The organism is Camelimonas abortus, from assembly GCF_042432745.1.
GTDB lineage: Bacteria > Pseudomonadota > Alphaproteobacteria > Rhizobiales > Beijerinckiaceae > Camelimonas > Camelimonas abortus.
This window is the reverse complement of sequence record NZ_JBHLWR010000006.1, coordinates 917,209-935,231: the sequence shown is the minus strand read 5'-3', so window position 1 is coordinate 935,231 and position 18,023 is coordinate 917,209. Positions and strand designations below refer to the sequence as shown.

Genomic DNA, 18,023 nt, shown 5'->3' with positions numbered 1-18,023 from the left:
GTATCGGATGCAATCCGGGCTTCAATCAGGCGGGCGCGGCGCTGCGCCGCGGCGCGCGCGCCAGCATCTCCGCCGCGCAGGCCCGCGCCTCGGCGTCGATGGCCAGCGCCTCGTCGACGCTGGCCGGCGCCGCGCCGCCGGCCAGCCGCTCGCACACCGCGCCGATCAGCCGCGGAATGTCGCAGAAGCCGATGCGCTCCGCCAGAAAGGCCGCCACCGCCACCTCATTGGCGGCGTTGAGCACCGCCGCGGCGCGCCCGCCCGCCTCCATGGCCTCGCGCGCCAGGGCGAGACAGGGGAAACGCTCGAGGTCCGGCTCGGCGAACGTCAGCTGGCCGATGCGGGCGAGGTCGAGACGCGGCGTTGACAGCGCCAGCCGCTCCGGCAGGCCGAGACAGTGGCCGATGGGAATGCGCATGTCCGGCGAGGCCATGCCCGCCGTCACCGAGCCGTCGGCGAAGGACACCAGCCCGTGCACCACGGACTGGGGATGCACCAGCACCTCCAGCCGCTGCGGGGCGACGCCGAAAAGGTGCATGGCCTCAATGAGCTCGAGGCCCTTGTTCATCAGCGTCGCCGAGTCGATGGTGATCTTCGGCCCCATGGCCCAGGTGGGATGGGCCAGCGCCTGGCGCGGGGTGATGGCCGCCATCTGCGCCGCAGGGGTCTCGCGGAACGGCCCGCCCGAGGCGGTCAGCGTCATGCGCTCCACCCGCGCCACCGGCTCGCCGCCCAGCGCCTGGTAGAGGGCGTTGTGTTCGGAATCAACCGGCAGCACCGGCACGCCGCGGGCCGCGGCGTCACGCATGAAGGCCTCGCCGGCGCAGACCAGGCACTCCTTGTTGGCCAGCGCCATCACCCGCCCCGCCTGCAGCGCCTGGTGGGTGGGCCGCAGGCCGGCGGCGCCGGAGATCGCCCCCACCACCACGTCGCAGGGCATGGCGATGGCCTCGGCCACCGCCGCGGCGCCGGCGCCGCTGGCGATGCCGCTGCCCTCCAGCGCCGCGCGCAGGGCCGGACCGGCCGCGGCGTCGGAAAGCGCCACGAAGCGCGCGCCCAGCCGCCGCGCCATGGCGGCGGCGCCCTCAACGTCCCGGCCGGCGACCAGCGCGGTGACGCTGAACGCGCCGGCGTGCTCGGCGAGCACCGCCGCGGTCGACCGCCCCACCGATCCGGTGGCCCCCAGCACCGTCACCCGGCGCCGGCCCTCCGGAGCCGCTGCGGCAGGATGGGAGCCCGTTCCGATCGTCATTGCCTTGCTGTCCCTGTCGCACATGCCTGTCGCCACGGCCCGCGCCGGCGCGCCCGTCAGCCGGCGCGCTGCAGATGCAGCGCCGCCCTGGCCAGCGCCGCCAGCAGGCACACCGCCCAGAAGGCGTCAAGCCGGTCGAGCACGCCGCCGTGGCCCGGAATGATCCGCGCCGAATCCTTGACGCCGGCGCGGCGCTTCAGCGCCGATTCCGCCAGGTCTCCGCCCTGCCCGGCCACCGAGGCCACGAGCGACGCCAGCGCGATCCATCCGGCGCCGGACCAGCCGGCCCACACCGCCAGCACCAGCACCCCGGCGAGACAGCCGCACAGGGCGCCGCCGAAAAAGCCGGACCAGGTCTTGCCGGGGCTCACCGCCGGCCACAGTTTCGGGCCGCCGAAGGTCTTGCCGGCGAAATAGGCGCCGATGTCGGTGGCCCACACCACGGCGAACATCCACAACAGCGCCGGCAGGCCGAGCGCCGGGTCGGCGCGCACCGCCGGCGGCGTCACGGCGAGCAGCGCGCCGGCCGCGAACGCCGCCGCGGCGCCCAGCGCCGCGCCGGCCGAGCGGCCGAAGGCGAGGCCGGCGACGGTCGCCGCCGCAAGGCCGGCCCAGATGGCCACGCCGGCGTAACCGGCGGCTGCCAGCAGCGCCGCGACGAAGGTGACGGCGCCGCAGGCCAGCGGGGCCGCCGCCCCCTGGTCCGCGCTTCCCGCGCCGGCCGCGGCCTGGATCAGGCGCAGGCACTCCCAGGCGGCGACGGCGCCGCCCAGCGCCCACAGCAGCGCCATGGGCAGGCCGCCGGCCCACGCGGCGAACAGCGCCAGCGCGCCGAGCGCCGCCGCAGACACGGTGCGCAGCCACAGCTCGGAGCGCCCCTTCAACGGGCCGCCAGAGAGAAAACCGCCGCTCAAGCCCCTTCGCCTCCACCGTCGCCGGCCCCTTCGCAGCCGAGACCGCCATACCGCCGCTCGCGCCGCAGGAACTCGTCGAGGGCCTGGCGGAGCCAGCGCTCGTCGAAATCCGGCCACAGCACCGGCAGGAACACATATTCGGCGTAGGCGGTCTGCCAGGGCAGGAAATTGGACGTGCGCACCTCGCCGGAAGTGCGGATCACCAGGTCGGGATCCGGCGCGCCGGCGGTGTCCAGCACGCCGCTCACCATCTCCTCGGTGATCTCGTCCGGCGCCAGCTCGCCCGCCGCCACGCGGCGGGCCAGCCGGCGGATGCCGGACACGATCTCCTGACGGCCGCCATAGTTGAAGGCCACCATCAGGTTGAGGCCGGCGTTGGCGGCGGTGCGCCGCTCGGCCTCCTCAAGAATCTGCCGCAGGTCACCGGCGAGGTCGCGGCGCTCGCCGATGAACCGCACGCGCACGTTGGCGCCCTCCAGCTCGGCGAGGTCCCTGCGGAAAAACAGGCGCAGCAGCCCCATCAGCTGGCTGACCTCGCCAGGCGGGCGGCGCCAGTTCTCGGTGGAGAAGGAGTAGACGGTCAGATACTCCAGCCCCAGGTCGATGGCGGCGCGCACCGTGCGGCGCAGCGCCTCCACGCCGCGGCGGTGGCCCTCGGCCCGCGGCAGGCCGCGACGGGTGGCCCAGCGGCCGTTGCCGTCCATGATGATGGCGACATGCCGCGGCGGACGCGCGCCGGCGTGAACTGGCGTCGTCAGTGTGTCAGTCGCAACGCCCATGCGCCTCCGGCCTCTTCGCGCCCGCCTGTGCGGCTGCAGTGGAGCGACTACGGCGCAGGCAGGCGTGAAGCATGCCGCGCCGCCCCGTCACACCTGCATGATTTCCTTTTCCTTGGCGGCGACCAGCTGGTCCACCTCGGCCACGGCGGCGTCGGTGGCCTTCTGCACCTGCTCCCCCAGCCGCTTGCCGTCGTCTTCGCTGATCTCGCCGTTCTTCTCGAGCTTTTTCAGCAGCTCCATGCCGTCGCGACGCACGTGGCGGATGGCCACCTTGGCCTCCTCGCCGTACTTGTGCGCCACCTTGACCATCTCCTTGCGGCGCTGCTCGTTCATTTCCGGAATGCGCAGGCGGATCACCTGGCCTTCGGTGTTGGGATTGAGGCCGAGCTCGGACTCGCGGATGGCCTTCTCCACCGCGCCCACCAGGTTGCGGTCCCACACCTGCACGCTGAGCAGGCGCGGCTCGGGCACGGAGATGGTGGCCAGCTGGTTCACCGGCGTGGGCGAGCCGTAGGCGTCCACCGTCACCGGATCCAGCAGGCTGGCGGAGGCGCGGCCTGTGCGCAGGCTGCCCAGGTCATGGCGCAGCACGCTGATCGCGCCGGCCATGCGGCGCCTGAGGTCTTCGAGATCAAAATTTGCGCTTGTCATATGTCTGGCCCTGCAATCAATCAGCCTGGCGCGACCGCCCGGGCGCGCCCGATTTGCGGTCGCTGTAGCACGTTCCGCCGGTCAGATGTCACCCCACTTGTGAAAATGGGGACGGGAATCCGCCGGCGAGCATACACCAGCGGGCGACGCGGCGCCGGAACGCCGCGCCCCGCCCGGCTTACGCCGGGGTGACCAGGGTCTGCGGCCCCTCGCCGCGCAGCGCCCGGCAGATGGCTCCCGGCGCGTGCAGCGAGAACACCACGATGGACAGCCCGCTGTCGCGCGCCAGGGCGAAGGCGGCCGTGTCCATGACCTTGAGGTCGCGGCTGATGGCCTCGTCATGGGTGAGCCTGTCGAAGCGGCGCGCGCCGGGATTCTTCCGCGGATCGGAATCATAGACGCCGTCCACATTGGTGCCCTTGAGCAGCACGTCGCATTCCAGCTCGGCGGCGCGCAGCGCCGCGCCGGTGTCGGTGGTGAACCAGGGGTTGCCGGTGCCGCCGCCCAGCACCACCACCTTGCCGTTGCGCAGGTGATCGATGGCGCGCCGGCGGGCGTAGCTCTCGCACAGCGCCGGCATGGCGATGGCCGACATGGCGCGGGCCTGCACGCCGGCCGACTCAATGGCGTGCTCGAGGGCGAGCGCGTTCATCACCGTGCCGAGCATGCCGATCGAATCGCCGGTGTTGCGCGAGAGGCCCCGCGTCAGCCCCTGCACGCCGCGGAAGAAATTGCCGCCGCCGACGACGATGGCGATCTGGAAGCCCTGCCGGCTGGCCTCGGCGACGTCGCTGGCGATCCTCGTCAGCGTCTCCCCGTCCAGCCCTGATCCCGCCGGCCCCGCCAGCGCCTCGCCGGAAAGCTTGAGCAACGCGCGTTTCACCTGCATGCGAGATCCCCTGTGGCTGCTTGCGCGGCCCGCGCCGGCGACGCCGCAGGCCGCGCCCGGAACTGACGCAACGCCCCTCCGCGCGGCCGTCGCCGCCCCTTCCCGCGAAAGGACCTCCGCGGCGCCCCGCGCCGCATACGCAGACCCCGGCCGCAGGGCCGGGGTCCCGGTTCTTGCCCCGGAGCGCGCAGGCCGCGCCTGCGCACCGGGCCATGCTCTGGCCTTGCGGCCGGGCCGTCAGCCGCGCGCGGCGGCGGCGACCTCGGCGGCGAAGTCCGGAGCTTCCTCCTTTTCGATGCCGTCGCCAAGGCCGAAGCGCACGAAGGCGACGAGCTTCACCGGCGCGCCGACGCGGCCCTCGGCCTCCTTCAGCACCTGGGAGACCGACCGGGACGGATCATGGATGAAGGGCTGCTCGAGGAGGGTGTTCTCCTTGAAGTAGCTCTTCAGGCCGCTCTCGACGATCTTCTCCAGCACGTGCTCGGGCTTGCCGGCGTTCCTGTCGCGCAGGATGGCCTTCTCGCGCTCGATGACGTCGGCCGGGATCGAGGCGGCGTCGAGGCCGGCCGGGCTGGTGGCGGCCACGTGCATGGCGATCTGGCGTCCGAGCGTCTCCAGCTGGCTCACGTCGCCGGTCGACTCAAGGGCGACGAGCACGCCAATCTTGCCGAGGCCCTCGCCGGCGGCGTTGTGCACGTAGGTCGCGATGTAGCCGCTGTCCACGTGCAGGCGCTCGACGCGGCGCAGGGTCATGTTCTCGCCGATGGTGGCGATCAGCTCCTGCAGCTTCTCCTTCACGGTGAGGGAGGCGCCGGGGAAGTGGGCGGCCTCAAGGCCGGCCAGGGTGCCGTCGCCGTTGAGGGCGATCTTGGCGACCTCGCGGGCGAAGGCCTGGAAGCTGTCGTTGCGGGCGACGAAGTCGGTCTCGGAGTTGACCTCGACGATGGCCGCGGTCCTGCCCGACGACTGCACCGAGACGAGACCCTCGGCGGCGACGCGGCCGGCTTTCTTGGCGGCCTTGGAGAGACCCTTCTTGCGCAGCCAGTCGACGGCGGCCTCGATGTCGCCGCCGGTCTCGGCCAGCGCCGTCTTGCAGTCCATCATGCCCGCGCCGGTCTTCTCGCGAAGCTCCTTCACCATTGCGGCGGTAATGTTCGACATGGTCGTCCCCTGGGTTTGGGCCGGGACAGACGTCCCGTTACAGACAGGAAGGGCCCGGCGCAGCCAGCGCGCCGGGCCGATGCGTGTTCAGGGCCGTCTCCCGGCGGGCTCCGCCGGGATAACGCGCGGGAGCGGTAATCAGGCCGCGACGAGGGCGCGGGCCTGGGCGACCCAGTTGTCGCGCTGGATGCGGCCGTTCAGCTTCAGCTGGGCGTCCAGCCGGGCGATGTCCTCGTCCTTGAGGGCCGCCAGCTGCCAGTAGTGGAAGATGCCGCCCTCGTTCAGCTTGGCCTCCAGCTCGGGACCGACGCCGTTCAGCTTGGTGAGGTCGTCGGGCGCGCCGCGCGGAGCGGCGAGAATCTCGAACACCTCGTCCTGGAAGGCGGCCGGCTCGTCGGCCGGCGCGTCCTCGGCGACCGGAGCCGCCTCCTCGCCCGGATCGAAGCCCATGTCGGCCGCGGCGCGGGAGATGCCGTCAAGCGCGGCGCGGGCGACCAGGTCGCAGTACAGCTGGATGGCGCGGCCGGCGTCGTCGTTGCCCGGAACCGGATAGGTGATGCCGTCCGGATCGCAGTTGGTGTCGACGATGGCCACGACCGGGATGCCCAGGCGGCGGGCCTCCTTGATGGCCAGCTGCTCCTTGTTGGTGTCGATGACGAACAGCAGGTCGGGCGTGCCGCCCATGTCCTTGATGCCGCCGAGCGCGCGCTCGAGCTTCTCCTGCTCGCGCTGCAGCATCAGGCGCTCTTTCTTGGTGAGCGCGTTGGCGACGCCGCTGGACAGCATCTCGTCGAGCTTGCGCAGGCGCTGGATCGAGCCGGCGATGGTCTTCCAGTTGGTCAGCATGCCGCCGAGCCAGCGGGAGTTGACGTAGTACTGGGCCGAGCGGCGGGCGGCCTCGGCGATCGGCTCCGCGGCCTGGCGCTTGGTGCCGACGAACAGCACGCGGCCGCCGGCGGCGACGGTGTCGGACACCGCCTGCAGGGCGCGGTGCAGCATCGGCACCGTCTGCGACAGGTCGATGATGTGGATGTTGTTGCGCACGCCGAAGATGTACTCGCTCATCTTCGGGTTCCAGCGGTGGGCCTGGTGGCCGAAGTGCGCGCCGGCCTCGAGCAGCTGCCGCAGGGTGAATTCAGGAAGCGCCATAATCTGTTTTCTCCGGTTAAACACCTCCGCGAGCCGTAAGACCGTGATCCGGTCACCGGACGCCCATTTGCGCATGGGCCATGATCTCGCGTGTGGGATGGGCGGCCTTATAGGCGCCGGCGCCGCCGCTGGCAAGTGCGCGCGCACGCCCCGCGCGCAGGAAAACGCCGGCCCGGACGGTTTTTCGGGCTTTCGCCGGCGCGGGCGGGGCGCCTTCCGCCCCTCGGCCATGGACAGACCGGGCGCGGCGCGCCACAAATAGCCGCGCCGCGCCCCCGCCGGCCCCTGCGGCGCCGACGGCGGCCGTCGCCGCGCCTTGTCTCCCGCGGCCGCGCCCGGGAGTCCTGCCGACGCCAGACGACGCGCGCCGGCGGCGGCGCGCTCCGCCATTTCTCGCCCACTGGTCCGCCCATGTCACACAGCGATTCACGGAGCCAGCCGTCCCGGCCGGCCGCCTCTTCTCTCCCGGAAACCGGAGACGTCCACACCCGCGACGTCGGCGCCGGCGACATCGCCCTGACGCTCGCCCGAATCGCCGCCGCCCTGGAGCGCGCCTTCCCGCCGCCTCCGCCGCCGCCGGACTATGACGCCGCCGAGGCCTTCGTGTGGAACGCCGCCAGCGGCCGCCTGCAGCCGGCGCCGCGGGTCAACCGGGTGGACCTGGCGCTTCTGCGCGGCGTCGACCGCGCCCGCGACATGCTCCACGCCAACACGCTGCGCTTCGCCGACGGCCTGCCCGCCAACAACGTCCTGCTGTGGGGCGCGCGCGGCATGGGCAAGTCGTCGCTGGTCAAGGCGGTGCACGCCGCCATCAACCGCGACGGCGGCGACGGCGCGCCGCGCACGGGCGCGCGCCAGCTCAAGCTGGTGGAGATCCACCGCGAGGACATCGCCAGCCTGCCGGCGCTGCTGAACCAGCTGCGCGCGGCGCCGCAGCGCTTCATCGTGTTCTGCGACGACCTGTCATTCGACGCCGAGGACACCTCCTACAAGTCGCTGAAGGCGGCGCTGGACGGCGGCGTCGAGGGCCGGCCGCCGAACGTGCTGTTTTACGCCACCTCCAACCGCCGCCACCTGCTGCCGCGCGACATGATGGAGAACGAGCGCTCCACCGCCATCAATCCCGGCGAGGCGGTGGAGGAGAAGGTGTCGCTCTCCGACCGCTTCGGCCTGTGGATCGGCTTCCACAAGTGCAGCCAGGACGAATATCTGGAGATGGTGCAGGGCTACGTCGCCCATTTCGGCCTGGAGATCGATCCGCAGGAGCTGCGCCGCGACGCCCTCGAATGGGCCACGACCCGCGGCTACCGCTCCGGCCGCACCGCCTGGCAGTACATCCAGGACCTCGCCGGACGCCTCGGCCGGCCCCTCGACGCCCGCGACTGAACGGGCGGACCGGCCCGGGCGCCGGACCCGGCCCGCGCCCCCCGCCCCGTCTGCGCCCATCCTGCCCTGCGTCCGCGCCGCGCGCGGCGGCGGGCGCGGCGACAGCCCTCGCGCGCCGGGCCGCCCGGGCGCTCCCCGCAGGCGCTGCGCCCCCCGCCCCCAAAAGGCGCGGCGCGCCTCAAAACGGAAAACGCCCCGGGGGGAACCGGGGCGTTTTCATCCATCGCCGGGGGTCTCAGCCGCCGGAGAGATGGGGCAGCGGATCAACGGGCGTCGAGCCCTTGCGCAATTCGAAATGCAGCTGCGGGGTGGCGACGTTGCCGGTCTGGCCGGAGGTGGCCACAACCTGGCCCCGGCTGACGCGGTCGCCGCGCTTCACCTTGAGCTCGCCGTTGTTGGCGTAGGCCGAGACCCAGCCGTTGTCGTGGCGGATGAGCACCAGATTGCCATAGCCCTTCAGCTCGTTGCCGGCGTAGGCCACCACGCCGCTCTCGGCGGCCTTCACCGGCGTGCCTTCCGGAAGGGCGATGTTGATGCCCTCATTGCCGGCGCCGGCGTTGAAGCCCTGGATGATGCGGCCGCGCGCCGGCCAGCGGAAGGTGGGGCCGGAGGCGGCCTGTTTCGCCGGCGCCTCCTGCGTCTCACGCCGCGCCTCCTCGCGGGGCGCCGGGGCGACCTCCTCCGTCAGCTTCGCGGTCTGCTGCTTCGGCGTCGCCGCGGGCTGCTGCGCCTGGCCCACGGTGGTCCGGGCGCTGGCGGCCTGCTGCGCCTGCCGGGCCTGCTGCTGGGCGGCGGTTTCGCGCGCCTGCTGCGCCTGGCGCGCGGCCTGCTGGCGGGCGGCGGCCTGCTCCTGCAGGGTGCGCGGCGGCGCGCCGCGCGCCGCGGCCTGCTGCCGGGGCTGCTGCTCCGCGGCGCGCGAGGCGGCGATGGCCTGGGCGGCGCGCTCGGCCACGGAGCGGGCGGCGGGATCCTGCTTCGCGGCGGGGCGGGCCGGCGGCGGCGGGACGGCCGGCGCGGCCGCGGCCGCGGCCGTCTGCGCGGCGGCGGCGGGATTGTAAACCGGAATGATGATGGCGGAGCCGGGCGTGAGCGACTGGCCGGCAAGGTTGTTGGCGGCGCGGATGGCGGCCGGCGGCACGCCGTAGCGGTCTGCGATGGCCTGCACGGTGTCGCCCGGCCCCACGGAGACGCGGGCGCCGCCGGCGGCGGTCCAGCCCGCGGCGCTGCCGGAGACCTGCTCGGGACGGACCCCGGTGAAGCCCTGTTGCGCAGGCCCTGCGGTCGCGGCGGCGGGGCGCGGCGCGCCGGCCGGGTTGGCGCCGAAGCCGCCGGCGCCATACGAACCGCCGCCATAGGCGGGCGCAGGCGCGGCGCCGGGCACGTCCGCCGGCGGCAGGCTGCCGGTGGTCATGCCGTCGTTTCCGGAGAAACCGGCGAAGCGCTGGGAATCCGCGGCGCAGGCGGCCGCCAGCAGGGACAGCAGGCTGACGCCGGCAATCCGGGCCAGCATGCCGGAACGGTTCGTCGGGTTGGTTTGAGGCATCTCACATCCACCGGCTACGCAACGCCCGTAGTTAAACAGGATTCAGGTTAAGCAACGGTTTCCGGAAAGCCGCGCAGGCCTTTCCGGCGGCAGTTTAACGCAACCTTCAACAGCAGACGCCGGCGACGGAGAATCTGCATGACAGACGCCGCGTTCGCCGCGATCTGCATGACCGTCGCCGCGGCTGTAACGACATGTGGGGCAGGATGGCGCGTCTTACAGGGCCTGCGCGAGGCCGGGCTGCAGGGGCGGCAGGCGCAGCGGGCCGCCGAGCCGTTCGGGAAAGGCGTCGCCGCGGCGCTCCACGCACACCAGCCGCGGGCCGGGCGGGGTGAGTATGGCCCCGACCATGCGGCCGCCGTCGTTCAGCGCCGCCACCAGGGCCGGGGGCGCATGCTCCAGGGCGCCGTTCAGGATGATGCGGTCGAACCGGCCCCAGCGGCCGGCGTCGCCGGCGAGGCCGTCGGCGATCTCGACGCGGGCGTTGTCCAGCCCCAGCCGGGCGATGCGGCTGGCGGCGGCGATGCCGAGGGTGCGCAGGCGCTCAAGGCTCACCACCTCCCCGGCCAGATGCGCCAGAACGGCGGTGAGATAGCCCGAGCCAGAGCCCACCTCCAGCACGCGGTGGGCGCGCGTCACCGCCAGCTCGCCGAGCATCACCGCCAGCTGCACCGGCGAGGTCATGGTCTGGCCGCAGGGCAACGGCAGGGAGACGTCGGCGCGGGCCAGATCGGCGAAGCCGCGCGGGGCGAACATCTCCCGCGGGGCCAGCTCCATGGCGCGCAGGATGGCGGTGTCGCGCACGCCCCGCGACCGCAGGGCGAGCAGAAACGCCGCCGTCTCCTCGCGGGCGGCGAGCCCCCGTTCCTCCACCCCGGCCAGAGCTGCCACGTCGCCTCCTCCGTCCCCCATGGCGCCGCGGCGGTCCCCGGTGCGCCGGGCCGGCGGCGGCGGAAATTAGCGCATGGAGGCCGTTAACAAATCCTGTCCCCGCGCCGGAGGCCCGTCAGGAGAACGCCCGCGCGTAGCGGGTCATCAGCGGTTCGTCGGTCATGTTGATGCGCAGCGGCGTCACCGAGATCCTGCGCTCCTGCAGCGCCTTGAGGTCGGTGCCGTTGCCTGGCGTCGCGCGACTGGGGCGGAAGGTGAGCCAGTAATACGGGATCAGCCGTCCGTCGGCGCGCTCGAGAATGTCCAGCAGGCCGGGATCGCGCCGGCCCTGGGCGGTCACCGCCACGCCCGTCACCTCCTCCGCGCCGCACGGCGGGAAATTGACGTTGACGAGGGTGTCGGCGTCCATGCCCAGCTCCAGCACCTTGCGGATCACCCGTTCGCCATGGGCTGCGGCGCAGTCCCACGGCGCCGCCTCGCGCTGGCCGGGCGGGAACGACTGCGACAGCGCGATGGAGGGAATGCCGAGCATGCACCCTTCCATGGCGGCGGCGATGGTGCCGGAATAGATCACGTCCTCGGCCACGTTGTGGCCCTTGTTGACGCCGGAGAGCACCAGGTCCGGGCGCCGGTCGCGCATGATCAGGCGCACGCCCATCAGCACGCAGTCAGTGGGCGTGCCGCGCACGGCGAAGCGCTTTTCCGACACCTGGCGCAGGCGCAGCGGATCGCTCAGCGACAGCGAATGGCCGACGCCGCTCTGGTCGGATTCGGGCGCGACCACCCAGACGTCATCGGAGATGGCCCGGGCGATCCGCTCCAGCACCACAAGGCCCTCGGCGTTCACGCCGTCATCATTGGTGATCAGAATCCGCACGAAATACTCTCCCGCCGCATTGCCCGCCGCGCCGGGGCTTCCGGCGCGGCCGCTCCGTTTTCTCCCGGCGCGGCCGGCCGGCGCGGCGCGCGCCAGCCCCGCCCGGCCCGGCTCAGCCGATGCGCTTCAGCCCGCCCATGTAGGGAACCAGCGCCTCCGGCACGGTGACCGAGCCGTCGGCGTTCTGGTAGGTCTCCATCACCGCGATCAGGGCGCGGCCCACGGCCACGCCCGAGCCGTTGAGGGTGTGGACGAAGCGGTTCTGCCTGCTCTCCTTCGCGCGGCAGCGGGCGTTCATGCGCCGCGCCTGGAAGTCGTTGCACACCGAGACCGAGGAAATTTCGCGATAGGCCTTCTGGCCCGGCAGCCACACCTCGATGTCATAGGTGCGGGCGGCGGCGAAGCCCATGTCGCCGGCGCACAGGGTCACCACGCGGTAGTGCAGGTCGAGCCGGCGCAGCACCGCCTCGGCGCAGGCGAGCATGCGCTCGTGCTCCTCCAGCGACTGCTCGGGCGTGGTGACGGACACCAGCTCCACCTTCGAGAACTGGTGCTGGCGCACCATGCCGCGGGTGTCGCGCCCGGCGGCGCCGGCCTCGGCGCGGAAGCAGTGGGTGAGCGCCGTATAGCGCTTCGGCAGCTCCTCCTCGGCGATGATGCTCTCGCGCACAAGGTTGGTCAGCGGCACCTCGGCGGTGGGGATGAGCCAGCGGCCGCCCTCCTGCCACTCGGCGAAGGCCTGGCCCGCCGGATCGGCCGCGCCGGCCCCGGCGTGGCGGCGGACGTTGGCCTCGAACTGCTCGCGGGTGAGGCCGCCGGCGATGACGCGGAACTGGTCCTCGCGGAACTTGGGCAGCTGGGCGGTGCCGTACATGGCGTCGTCGCGCACCAGCAGCGGCGGGTTCACCTCCTCATAGCCGTGTTCGCTCACGTGCAGGTCGAGCATGAACTGGCCGAGCGCCCGCTCCAGGCGGGCCAGCTGGCCCTTCAGCACCACGAAGCGGGCGCCGGAGAGCTTCGCCGCGCTCTCGAAATCCATGAGGCCGAGGGCCTCGCCAAGCTCGAAGTGCTGCTTCGGCGCGTCCACCCCCTGCAGGCGGTCGGGGCGCTGCTCCGGCGGCGCGCCGTAAACCGAGCGCACCACATTGTCGTTCTCGTCGGCGCCGTCCGGCACGTCGGCCAGCGGCAGGTTGGGAATGGCCGCCAGCTCCCGCTCCAGCGCCGCCAGCGCCTCGCGCTCGCGCGCCTCCAGCTCCGGGGCGGCTTCCTTCAGCGCCGCCACCTCCGCCCTGAGGGCGCCGGCGCGGGCGGTGTCCTTCGCCTTCATCGCCTCGCCGATCTCTTTCGAGAGGGCGTTGCGCCGCTCCTGCGCAGTCTGGGCCGCCTGGATGGCGGCGCGGCGGGCGTCGTCCAGCTCCAGCAGGCGGGACGACATGGGCGCAAGTCCGCGGCGCGCCAGGGCGACGTCAAAGGCTTGCGGGTCGTCACGGATCAGGCGGATGTCGTGCATGGCTCCAACACGCTGGTTCTGTTCGCGCGCGCGGCGCGGACGTTGCGGAATGGCGCGGCCGCCGGGCGCCGCGCCAGCGCCGTGTTTGCGACCGCAGCCGCGCCTGGTCAACCCCGGAGACGGCGACGGGGCCGCCCATGGCGGCCCCGTCCCGGACTGACGGCCCGTGCGCCCGCGCTCACTCGTGGGTGGCGGGCGTGACCTGCGCGGCCTCCGCCGCCTCGCGCGCCGCCTCGGCCGCGGCGCGCTTCTTCTCCGCCAGACGCACGGCGAAGATCGAGGCCTCATAGAGCAGCAGCGTCGGCACGGCGAGCGCCAGCTGGCTGATGACGTCCGGCGGCGTCAGCACCGCCGCCACGACGAACACCGCGACGATGGCGTAACGGCGCTTGTCCTTGAGGAAGTCCGAGGTGATGAGCCCGGCGCGGCCGAGCAGCGTCAGGATCACCGGCAGCTGGAAGCAGATGCCGAAGGCGAAGATCAGCGTCATGATCAGCGACAGGTATTCGCTGACCTTGGGCAGCAGCTGGATGGCCGCCGCGCCCTCGCCGCCCGCCTGCTGCTGGCCGAGCGAAAAATTCATCACGATCGGCATGGCGATGAAATAGACCACCGCCGCGCCCAGCACGAAGAACGCCGGCGTGGCGATGAGATAGGGCCTGAAGGCGTCGCGCTCGTGCCGGTACAGGCCCGGGGCCACGAACTTGTAGACCTGCGTCGCCACCACGGGAAAGGACAGGAAGGCGGCCCCGAACACGGCGATGCGGATCTGGGTGAACAGATATTCCAGCGGCGCGGTGTAGATCAGGCGCACGTCGGCGCCGGGCCCGGCGGCGAACACATAGGGCCACACCAGGATGTTGTAGATCTGCTTCGCGAAGGCGAAGCAGATGAAGAACATGACCACGAACGCGATGAGCGAACGGATCAGGCGCGCGCGCAGCTCGATCAGATGGTCGATCAGCGGGGCGCGGGAGGCTTCAATGTCGTCGTCGCTCATGTCGTCGCGTCACCGGCTGTCTTTGCGGGGGCGGCGCCGTCGTCCGGCGCTGCGGCTGCGTCCGCCGCCTGCGGCGGGGCCGGCGCGGCGGGCGAGGACTCCGCGACCCCGGCCGCGGGGGCGCTCTCCGCGGCGGGAACGCTTTCCGTGACGGCCGCAGGCAGCGGCGCGGACTGCTCCCGCGCCTGCGTCGCGGGCTCCGGCGCAGCGGCGCGCAGCTCCGCCGGGAGCTCCGGCGGCTCCGGCTCAGGCATGGTGGCGCTGGCCAGATAGTCGGCCTCGCTCACCTCCGCCGGGGCGGCGGCGCCCTCTCCGTCCCGCTCCGCGGCCGCGGCGGCGGACGCGCCGTCCGCGGCCCCTTCCGTCGCGACGCCGGCCGTTCCAGCGGCCGCGGCGCCCTTGCCGGCGCCGTCGATGGCCTCGCGCAGCTCGCTGCGCAGGCGGTCCGCCGGGTTGACGCTGTTCTTCAGGTCGCGCGCCGTGTCGACCACGTCGGAGACGCCCTTGCGCAGGTCGGCCATTTCGGCCTCCTGCAGCGCCTCATTGAACTGGCGCTGGAACTCGCCGGCCATGCGGCGCAGCTTCGCCGTGGTCTGGCCCAGCGTGCGCAACGCCCGCGGCAGGTCTTTCGGGCCGATGACCACGAGGGCGACGGCGCCGATCAGCAGCAGCTCGCTCCATCCGATATCAAACATGTCGCGCTCTCTGGCTCGCCCGGCGGCGCCGCGGCGCGCGCCCCTCGCGGGGCGGTCACGGCGGGCGCGCCGCCGGCGACGGCCAGCGACACGACCGCATGGCCGCGCCGGCTCCTGGCGGGCGCCGCGCCCGCGGCCCCCGCCGTGTCAGCACGCCGGCGGCGTCCGGCCGCCTCAGGACTTGTGGCCAGTCTCCTCACGCACGCCGGCGCGCGCGTCAGCCTGCTGCTGGTTCTCCAGCGGACGCGGCGCCGGGGCCGCGGGGGTCTCCGGCTCGTCGTCCTGCATGCCCTTCTTGAACGACTTGATGCCCTTGGCCACGTCGCCCATCAGGTCGGAAATCTTGCCGCGCCCGAACAGCAGAAGCACGATCACGCCGACGACGACCCAGTGCCAGATGCTTGCGCCACCCATCAACATTCTCCCGTTGCCAGGGCGGCCGCGCCGGCTCCTGGCGAAACTCTCCGGACCGGAGTGCTACCCCGCGCGGCGGCGGCGCGCAAAGCGCCGCGCCCGCCGGACGTCCGGAACATGGCGTCAAACTAAGCCGGCCTGGAGGCCAAAACAAGAAAATGCACGGCGTCTCCGCACAGGAGGCGCCTGATAATCAGGCAGATCGCGCCGGCGGTCACGCCGCGGGCGCGGCCAGAAGCTCCGCGAGGCGCGCCCGCGCCGCCGCCACGTCCAGCGGCTCCGGCTGCCTCAGGACGCGGCCGAGGGCGGATTCGGCCCGCGCCAGCGCCCGGCCGGCCAGCAGCGGCGCCTCGGCGGCGATGGCCTGCATCTCGGCCATGTCGCCGTTGCAGTGCAGCGCAACGTCGCAGCCGGCGGCGAAGGCCCGCCGCGCCCGCGATCCCAGATCCCCCTGCAGCGCCTGCATGGAGAGGTCGTCGCTCATCAGCAGGCCGTCGAAACCGATGCTTCCGCGGACAATCTCCCCGATCACCCTGGCCGAGGTGGTCGCCGGCTGCTCCGGATCGACGGCCGTGTAGACCACATGCGCGGTCATGGCCATCGGCATGTCCGCCAGCGCCCGGAACGGCGCGAAGTCACACGCCTCCAGCTCGGCCAGCGAGGCCCCGACCACCGGCAGCGCAAGGTGGCTGTCCACCCCCGCCCGGCCGTGGCCGGGAATGTGCTTGATCACCGGCGCCACGCCGCCGGCCAGCAGCCCCTCCGCCGCGGCCCGCCCAAGGCGCGAGACGGTCTCCGGCGTCTCGCCGTAGGCGCGGTCGCCGATCACGTCATGGGCGCCGGGAGCCGGCACGTCGAGCACCGGCAGGCAATTCACGTCAATTCCGGCCTCGCGCAGGTCGTGGGCGATGAGCCGCGCCCCGAGCCACGCCGCCTCGCGCTGGCCGGACCGGGACGGAACCTGGCCATAGGCGCGCCCGGGCGGATAGGCCGGCCACAGCGGCGGCGCAAGCCGCTGCACCCGCCCGCCCTCCTGGTCCACCAGCACCGGCGCCTGGCGCCCCACCGTCTCGCGCAGGGAGCCGGTGAGCCGTCGCAGCTGCTCCCGGTCGCGGACGTTGCGGCGGAACAGGATGAAGCCCCACGGGTCGGCTTCACGGAAAAAGCGGCGTTCGCCGTCCGTGAGTTCAGGTCCGGACAGGCCGGCGATCAGCGCGCGCGCTGGCATGATGGCGCTCCCCGGCGCGCCCGGAGCGGACGCGCCATGCGATGCAGGATGACGGAGACAGCGTGACAGGAAGAAGCTGGACGGACGGACGCGGCGCCGCGGCGGACGGCGGCGTCCGCCCGGCGCAGGAAACCGGGGCGCCGCCCGGCCTCAGCCCTGGGCCACGAAGCAGGAGCCGCCGAGCGACTTCAGCTGCTGGCAGAGGTTCACCGCGTCCTCCGGCTCAGGCCCGGCACGCGCAGGCGATAGACGGTGCGGCCGTTGGACTCGGCCCGCACCACGGCGGTGGCGTAGCCGGACAGCACCGTGAACCGGCGCTTGAGGCTGGCGGCGAGTTTGCGCGCCTCCTCCTCCGAGCCGGGCGCGCCGAGCTGGACGGCGAAGCCGCCCCTGCCGGCCTGCGCCTTCGGCGCCGGCCTGGCCGCAACGGCGTCGGCGCGGCCCACCGAGCCGGTGGTGGTGGAATCAAAGCCGCCCTGCGGCGCGCGCTCGGCGATTTTTGCCGCAGCCTGCGGGGCGTGGCCCTGCGGCTGGGCCTGCGCCGCGCGCACGGGCGCGGACTGCGACTTCGCCGCCGGCGTGGCCGGCGCCGCGGCGGCGCCGGACGGCTGGCTCTCGCGCACCTTGCCGTCCGGACCGATGGAGACGGTGCGCACGCGGCGCGGCTCGCCGAGCCCCTCGCGCGGATCGCGATTGCCGCCGGCCACCGGCAGCGGCGCCACGCCGCCTCCGAACGTCGCCACCTCGCCCGCCTCCGACGGCAGGCGGCCGGCGGCGATGGCGGCGGCGCGCTGCTGGCGCAGCGTCTGCTCCACGTCCACCGGCTGCTCGTTGTTGGCCACGACGCGGGTGTTGGCCGGCGGGCCCGCCAGCTGCTCGTAAATTTCCTTGGTGGACAGGGGCTCGGCGGCGTTTTCCGCCGGCGGGCGCACCTTCACCGGCTGGGCGTCGGCGTGAATGGTGGGCGCGTCCCCCTCAGCGACGCCGCCAGGGCCGCTCATGGCGTACCAGCCGGCGGAGCCGGCGACGCACAGGGCGACCACCGCCGCGGCGGCGTAAAGCGGCCGGCGCGACGGACGGCGACGGCGCAGCCGCGCCCCCTCCAGCGCCACCAGCGGATCGGGATCCAGCTCCGGACCGGCGCCGGCCGGAGCCTCCCACGCAGCGCCATGACCAGCGCCCCACGCCGCGCCATGAGCGGAGACATGACCAGCGACATGGCCGCCGTCGTGACCGCCATCATGACCGCCGCCCCGGGCGGCGTGACCCGTGGCCGCCAGCGGCGCTTCCGGCCGGGCGGCGAAGCCGTGGCCGGCCGCCTGCGCCGGGCCGGCCTGCGGAGCGGGTCCGGAGCCCGCCGCGCCGGCGACGCCGCCGTCCCACTGAGGGACAGGCTCCGGCGGAGGCGCCGCCAGCGCCGGCGAGCGCAGCAGTTCACGGAAACGGTCGTTCTGTCCGACGATACGCGCCAGCTCGGCGAGACGGGCGTCCTCGGCCGGCTGCTGGCGGGGCTCCGGCGCAGGACCGGCGAGCCCCAGTTCAGCCTCGAGGGCCCCGAGCACCTGCGCGTCGCGCGCCGCGGCGTCGTCGCGGTAGCTGGATTGGTGAGTCATCGGCGCGTTCCGTATCCTTGAGAGTTGTGGCTTCACGAAACGCGCCGCCTGCTGCGACGGGACGTCCGCCG

General features: G+C 73.4%; 17 protein-coding genes. 1 reads left to right on the top strand and 16 read right to left on the bottom strand.

The features are described 5' to 3' along the window. Positions 1-25: 25 nt before the first annotated feature. The 7 genes from dxr to ACFFJB_RS06485 form a co-directional block, all read right to left on the bottom strand. Entirely contained in the window at positions 26-1,252 is a 1,227-nt protein-coding gene (gene dxr / locus ACFFJB_RS06515; protein WP_376830447.1) for a 1-deoxy-D-xylulose-5-phosphate reductoisomerase, read from the bottom strand. A 56-nt stretch (positions 1,253-1,308) separates the two neighbouring features. Continuing rightward, the gene (locus ACFFJB_RS06510) at positions 1,309-2,166 is read right to left on the bottom strand and encodes a phosphatidate cytidylyltransferase (protein ID WP_376830446.1); all 858 of its coding nucleotides are present in this window, start codon (positions 2,164-2,166) and stop codon (positions 1,309-1,311) included. Next, a complete protein-coding gene (locus ACFFJB_RS06505; RefSeq protein WP_376830445.1) occupies positions 2,163-2,945 on the bottom strand; it encodes an isoprenyl transferase in 783 nt (260 codons plus the stop codon). The genes ACFFJB_RS06510 and ACFFJB_RS06505 overlap by 4 nt, the downstream gene beginning before the upstream one ends. Before the next feature lie 87 nt (positions 2,946-3,032). Next, positions 3,033-3,596 carry a ribosome recycling factor gene (frr, locus tag ACFFJB_RS06500; RefSeq protein WP_376830444.1) on the bottom strand — a complete coding sequence of 188 codons (564 nt, stop codon included), beginning with the start codon at positions 3,594-3,596 and terminating at the stop codon, positions 3,033-3,035. Positions 3,597-3,774: 178 nt separating this feature from the next. Next, the gene (pyrH, locus tag ACFFJB_RS06495; RefSeq protein ID WP_376830443.1) at positions 3,775-4,485 is read right to left on the bottom strand and encodes a UMP kinase; all 711 of its coding nucleotides are present in this window, start codon (positions 4,483-4,485) and stop codon (positions 3,775-3,777) included. A 237-nt stretch (positions 4,486-4,722) separates the two neighbouring features. After that, positions 4,723-5,646: a translation elongation factor Ts gene (tsf, locus tag ACFFJB_RS06490; RefSeq protein WP_376830442.1), complete on the bottom strand. Its 924-nt coding sequence runs from the start codon at positions 5,644-5,646 to the stop codon at positions 4,723-4,725. 138 nt (positions 5,647-5,784) lie between these two features. Then, the gene (locus ACFFJB_RS06485; protein ID WP_376830441.1) at positions 5,785-6,795 is read right to left on the bottom strand and encodes a 30S ribosomal protein S2; all 1,011 of its coding nucleotides are present in this window, start codon (positions 6,793-6,795) and stop codon (positions 5,785-5,787) included. Positions 6,796-7,206: 411 nt separating this feature from the next. Here ACFFJB_RS06485 and ACFFJB_RS06480 point away from each other — a divergent pair, with 411 nt between their 5' ends. Next, positions 7,207-8,181, top strand: coding sequence for an ATP-binding protein (locus ACFFJB_RS06480; protein ID WP_376830440.1), 975 nt, complete (start codon positions 7,207-7,209; stop codon positions 8,179-8,181). Positions 8,182-8,416: 235 nt separating this feature from the next. Here ACFFJB_RS06480 and ACFFJB_RS06475 read toward each other — a convergent pair whose 3' ends face one another. From ACFFJB_RS06475 to ACFFJB_RS06435, 9 genes are all read right to left on the bottom strand, one after another. Continuing rightward, complete coding sequence (locus tag ACFFJB_RS06475) at positions 8,417-9,724, bottom strand: peptidoglycan DD-metalloendopeptidase family protein (RefSeq protein WP_376830439.1); 1,308 nt, start codon at positions 9,722-9,724, stop codon at positions 8,417-8,419. A 216-nt stretch (positions 9,725-9,940) separates the two neighbouring features. Beyond that, positions 9,941-10,615, bottom strand: a complete 675-nt coding sequence (locus ACFFJB_RS06470) for a protein-L-isoaspartate O-methyltransferase family protein (RefSeq protein ID WP_376830438.1) — start codon at positions 10,613-10,615, stop codon at positions 9,941-9,943. 115 nt (positions 10,616-10,730) lie between these two features. Continuing rightward, positions 10,731-11,492 carry a 5'/3'-nucleotidase SurE gene (gene surE / locus ACFFJB_RS06465; RefSeq protein WP_376830437.1) on the bottom strand — a complete coding sequence of 254 codons (762 nt, stop codon included), beginning with the start codon at positions 11,490-11,492 and terminating at the stop codon, positions 10,731-10,733. A 112-nt stretch (positions 11,493-11,604) separates the two neighbouring features. Further along, positions 11,605-13,002 (bottom strand): serine--tRNA ligase, encoded by a 1,398-nt coding sequence (gene serS, locus ACFFJB_RS06460; protein WP_376830436.1) that lies wholly within the window; start codon positions 13,000-13,002, stop codon positions 11,605-11,607. 178 nt (positions 13,003-13,180) lie between these two features. Beyond that, positions 13,181-14,002 (bottom strand): twin-arginine translocase subunit TatC, encoded by an 822-nt coding sequence (gene tatC, locus ACFFJB_RS06455; RefSeq protein WP_376830435.1) that lies wholly within the window; start codon positions 14,000-14,002, stop codon positions 13,181-13,183. Next, positions 13,999-14,697, bottom strand: coding sequence for a Sec-independent protein translocase protein TatB (tatB, locus tag ACFFJB_RS06450; protein WP_376830434.1), 699 nt, complete (start codon positions 14,695-14,697; stop codon positions 13,999-14,001). The genes tatC and tatB overlap by 4 nt, the downstream gene beginning before the upstream one ends. Before the next feature lie 174 nt (positions 14,698-14,871). After that, entirely contained in the window at positions 14,872-15,111 is a 240-nt protein-coding gene (locus ACFFJB_RS06445) for a twin-arginine translocase TatA/TatE family subunit (protein ID WP_376830433.1), read from the bottom strand. Positions 15,112-15,325: 214 nt separating this feature from the next. Continuing rightward, positions 15,326-16,339, bottom strand: a complete 1,014-nt coding sequence (nagZ, locus tag ACFFJB_RS06440) for a beta-N-acetylhexosaminidase (RefSeq protein WP_376830432.1) — start codon at positions 16,337-16,339, stop codon at positions 15,326-15,328. A gap of 206 nt (positions 16,340-16,545) precedes the next feature. Continuing rightward, on the bottom strand, positions 16,546-17,952 hold the full coding sequence (locus ACFFJB_RS06435) for an SPOR domain-containing protein (RefSeq protein ID WP_376830431.1): 1,407 nt from the start codon (positions 17,950-17,952) through the stop codon (positions 16,546-16,548). Positions 17,953-18,023 lie beyond the last annotated feature (71 nt).

Excerpts from the sequence above, each read along its gene's own strand:
- pyrH (WP_376830443.1), bottom strand. The coding sequence starts at position 4,485 with ATGCAGGTGAAACGCGCGTTGCTCAAGCTTTCCGGCGAGGCGCTGGCG.
- ACFFJB_RS06435 (WP_376830431.1), bottom strand. The coding sequence starts at position 17,952 with ATGACTCACCAATCCAGCTACCGCGACGACGCCGCGGCGCGCGACGCG.
- ACFFJB_RS06505 (WP_376830445.1), bottom strand. The coding sequence starts at position 2,945 with ATGGGCGTTGCGACTGACACACTGACGACGCCAGTTCACGCCGGCGCG.
- dxr (WP_376830447.1), bottom strand. The coding sequence starts at position 1,252 with ATGACGATCGGAACGGGCTCCCATCCTGCCGCAGCGGCTCCGGAGGGC.
- nagZ (WP_376830432.1), bottom strand. The coding sequence starts at position 16,339 with ATGCCAGCGCGCGCGCTGATCGCCGGCCTGTCCGGACCTGAACTCACG.
- tatC (WP_376830435.1), bottom strand. The coding sequence starts at position 14,002 with ATGAGCGACGACGACATTGAAGCCTCCCGCGCCCCGCTGATCGACCAT.
- tsf (WP_376830442.1), bottom strand. The coding sequence starts at position 5,646 with ATGTCGAACATTACCGCCGCAATGGTGAAGGAGCTTCGCGAGAAGACC.
- tatB (WP_376830434.1), bottom strand. The coding sequence starts at position 14,697 with ATGTTTGATATCGGATGGAGCGAGCTGCTGCTGATCGGCGCCGTCGCC.
- frr (WP_376830444.1), bottom strand. The coding sequence starts at position 3,596 with ATGACAAGCGCAAATTTTGATCTCGAAGACCTCAGGCGCCGCATGGCC.
- ACFFJB_RS06445 (WP_376830433.1), bottom strand. The coding sequence starts at position 15,111 with ATGGGTGGCGCAAGCATCTGGCACTGGGTCGTCGTCGGCGTGATCGTG.
- ACFFJB_RS06475 (WP_376830439.1), bottom strand. The coding sequence starts at position 9,724 with ATGCCTCAAACCAACCCGACGAACCGTTCCGGCATGCTGGCCCGGATT.
- ACFFJB_RS06480 (WP_376830440.1), top strand. The coding sequence starts at position 7,207 with ATGTCACACAGCGATTCACGGAGCCAGCCGTCCCGGCCGGCCGCCTCT.
- serS (WP_376830436.1), bottom strand. The coding sequence starts at position 13,002 with ATGCACGACATCCGCCTGATCCGTGACGACCCGCAAGCCTTTGACGTC.
- ACFFJB_RS06485 (WP_376830441.1), bottom strand. The coding sequence starts at position 6,795 with ATGGCGCTTCCTGAATTCACCCTGCGGCAGCTGCTCGAGGCCGGCGCG.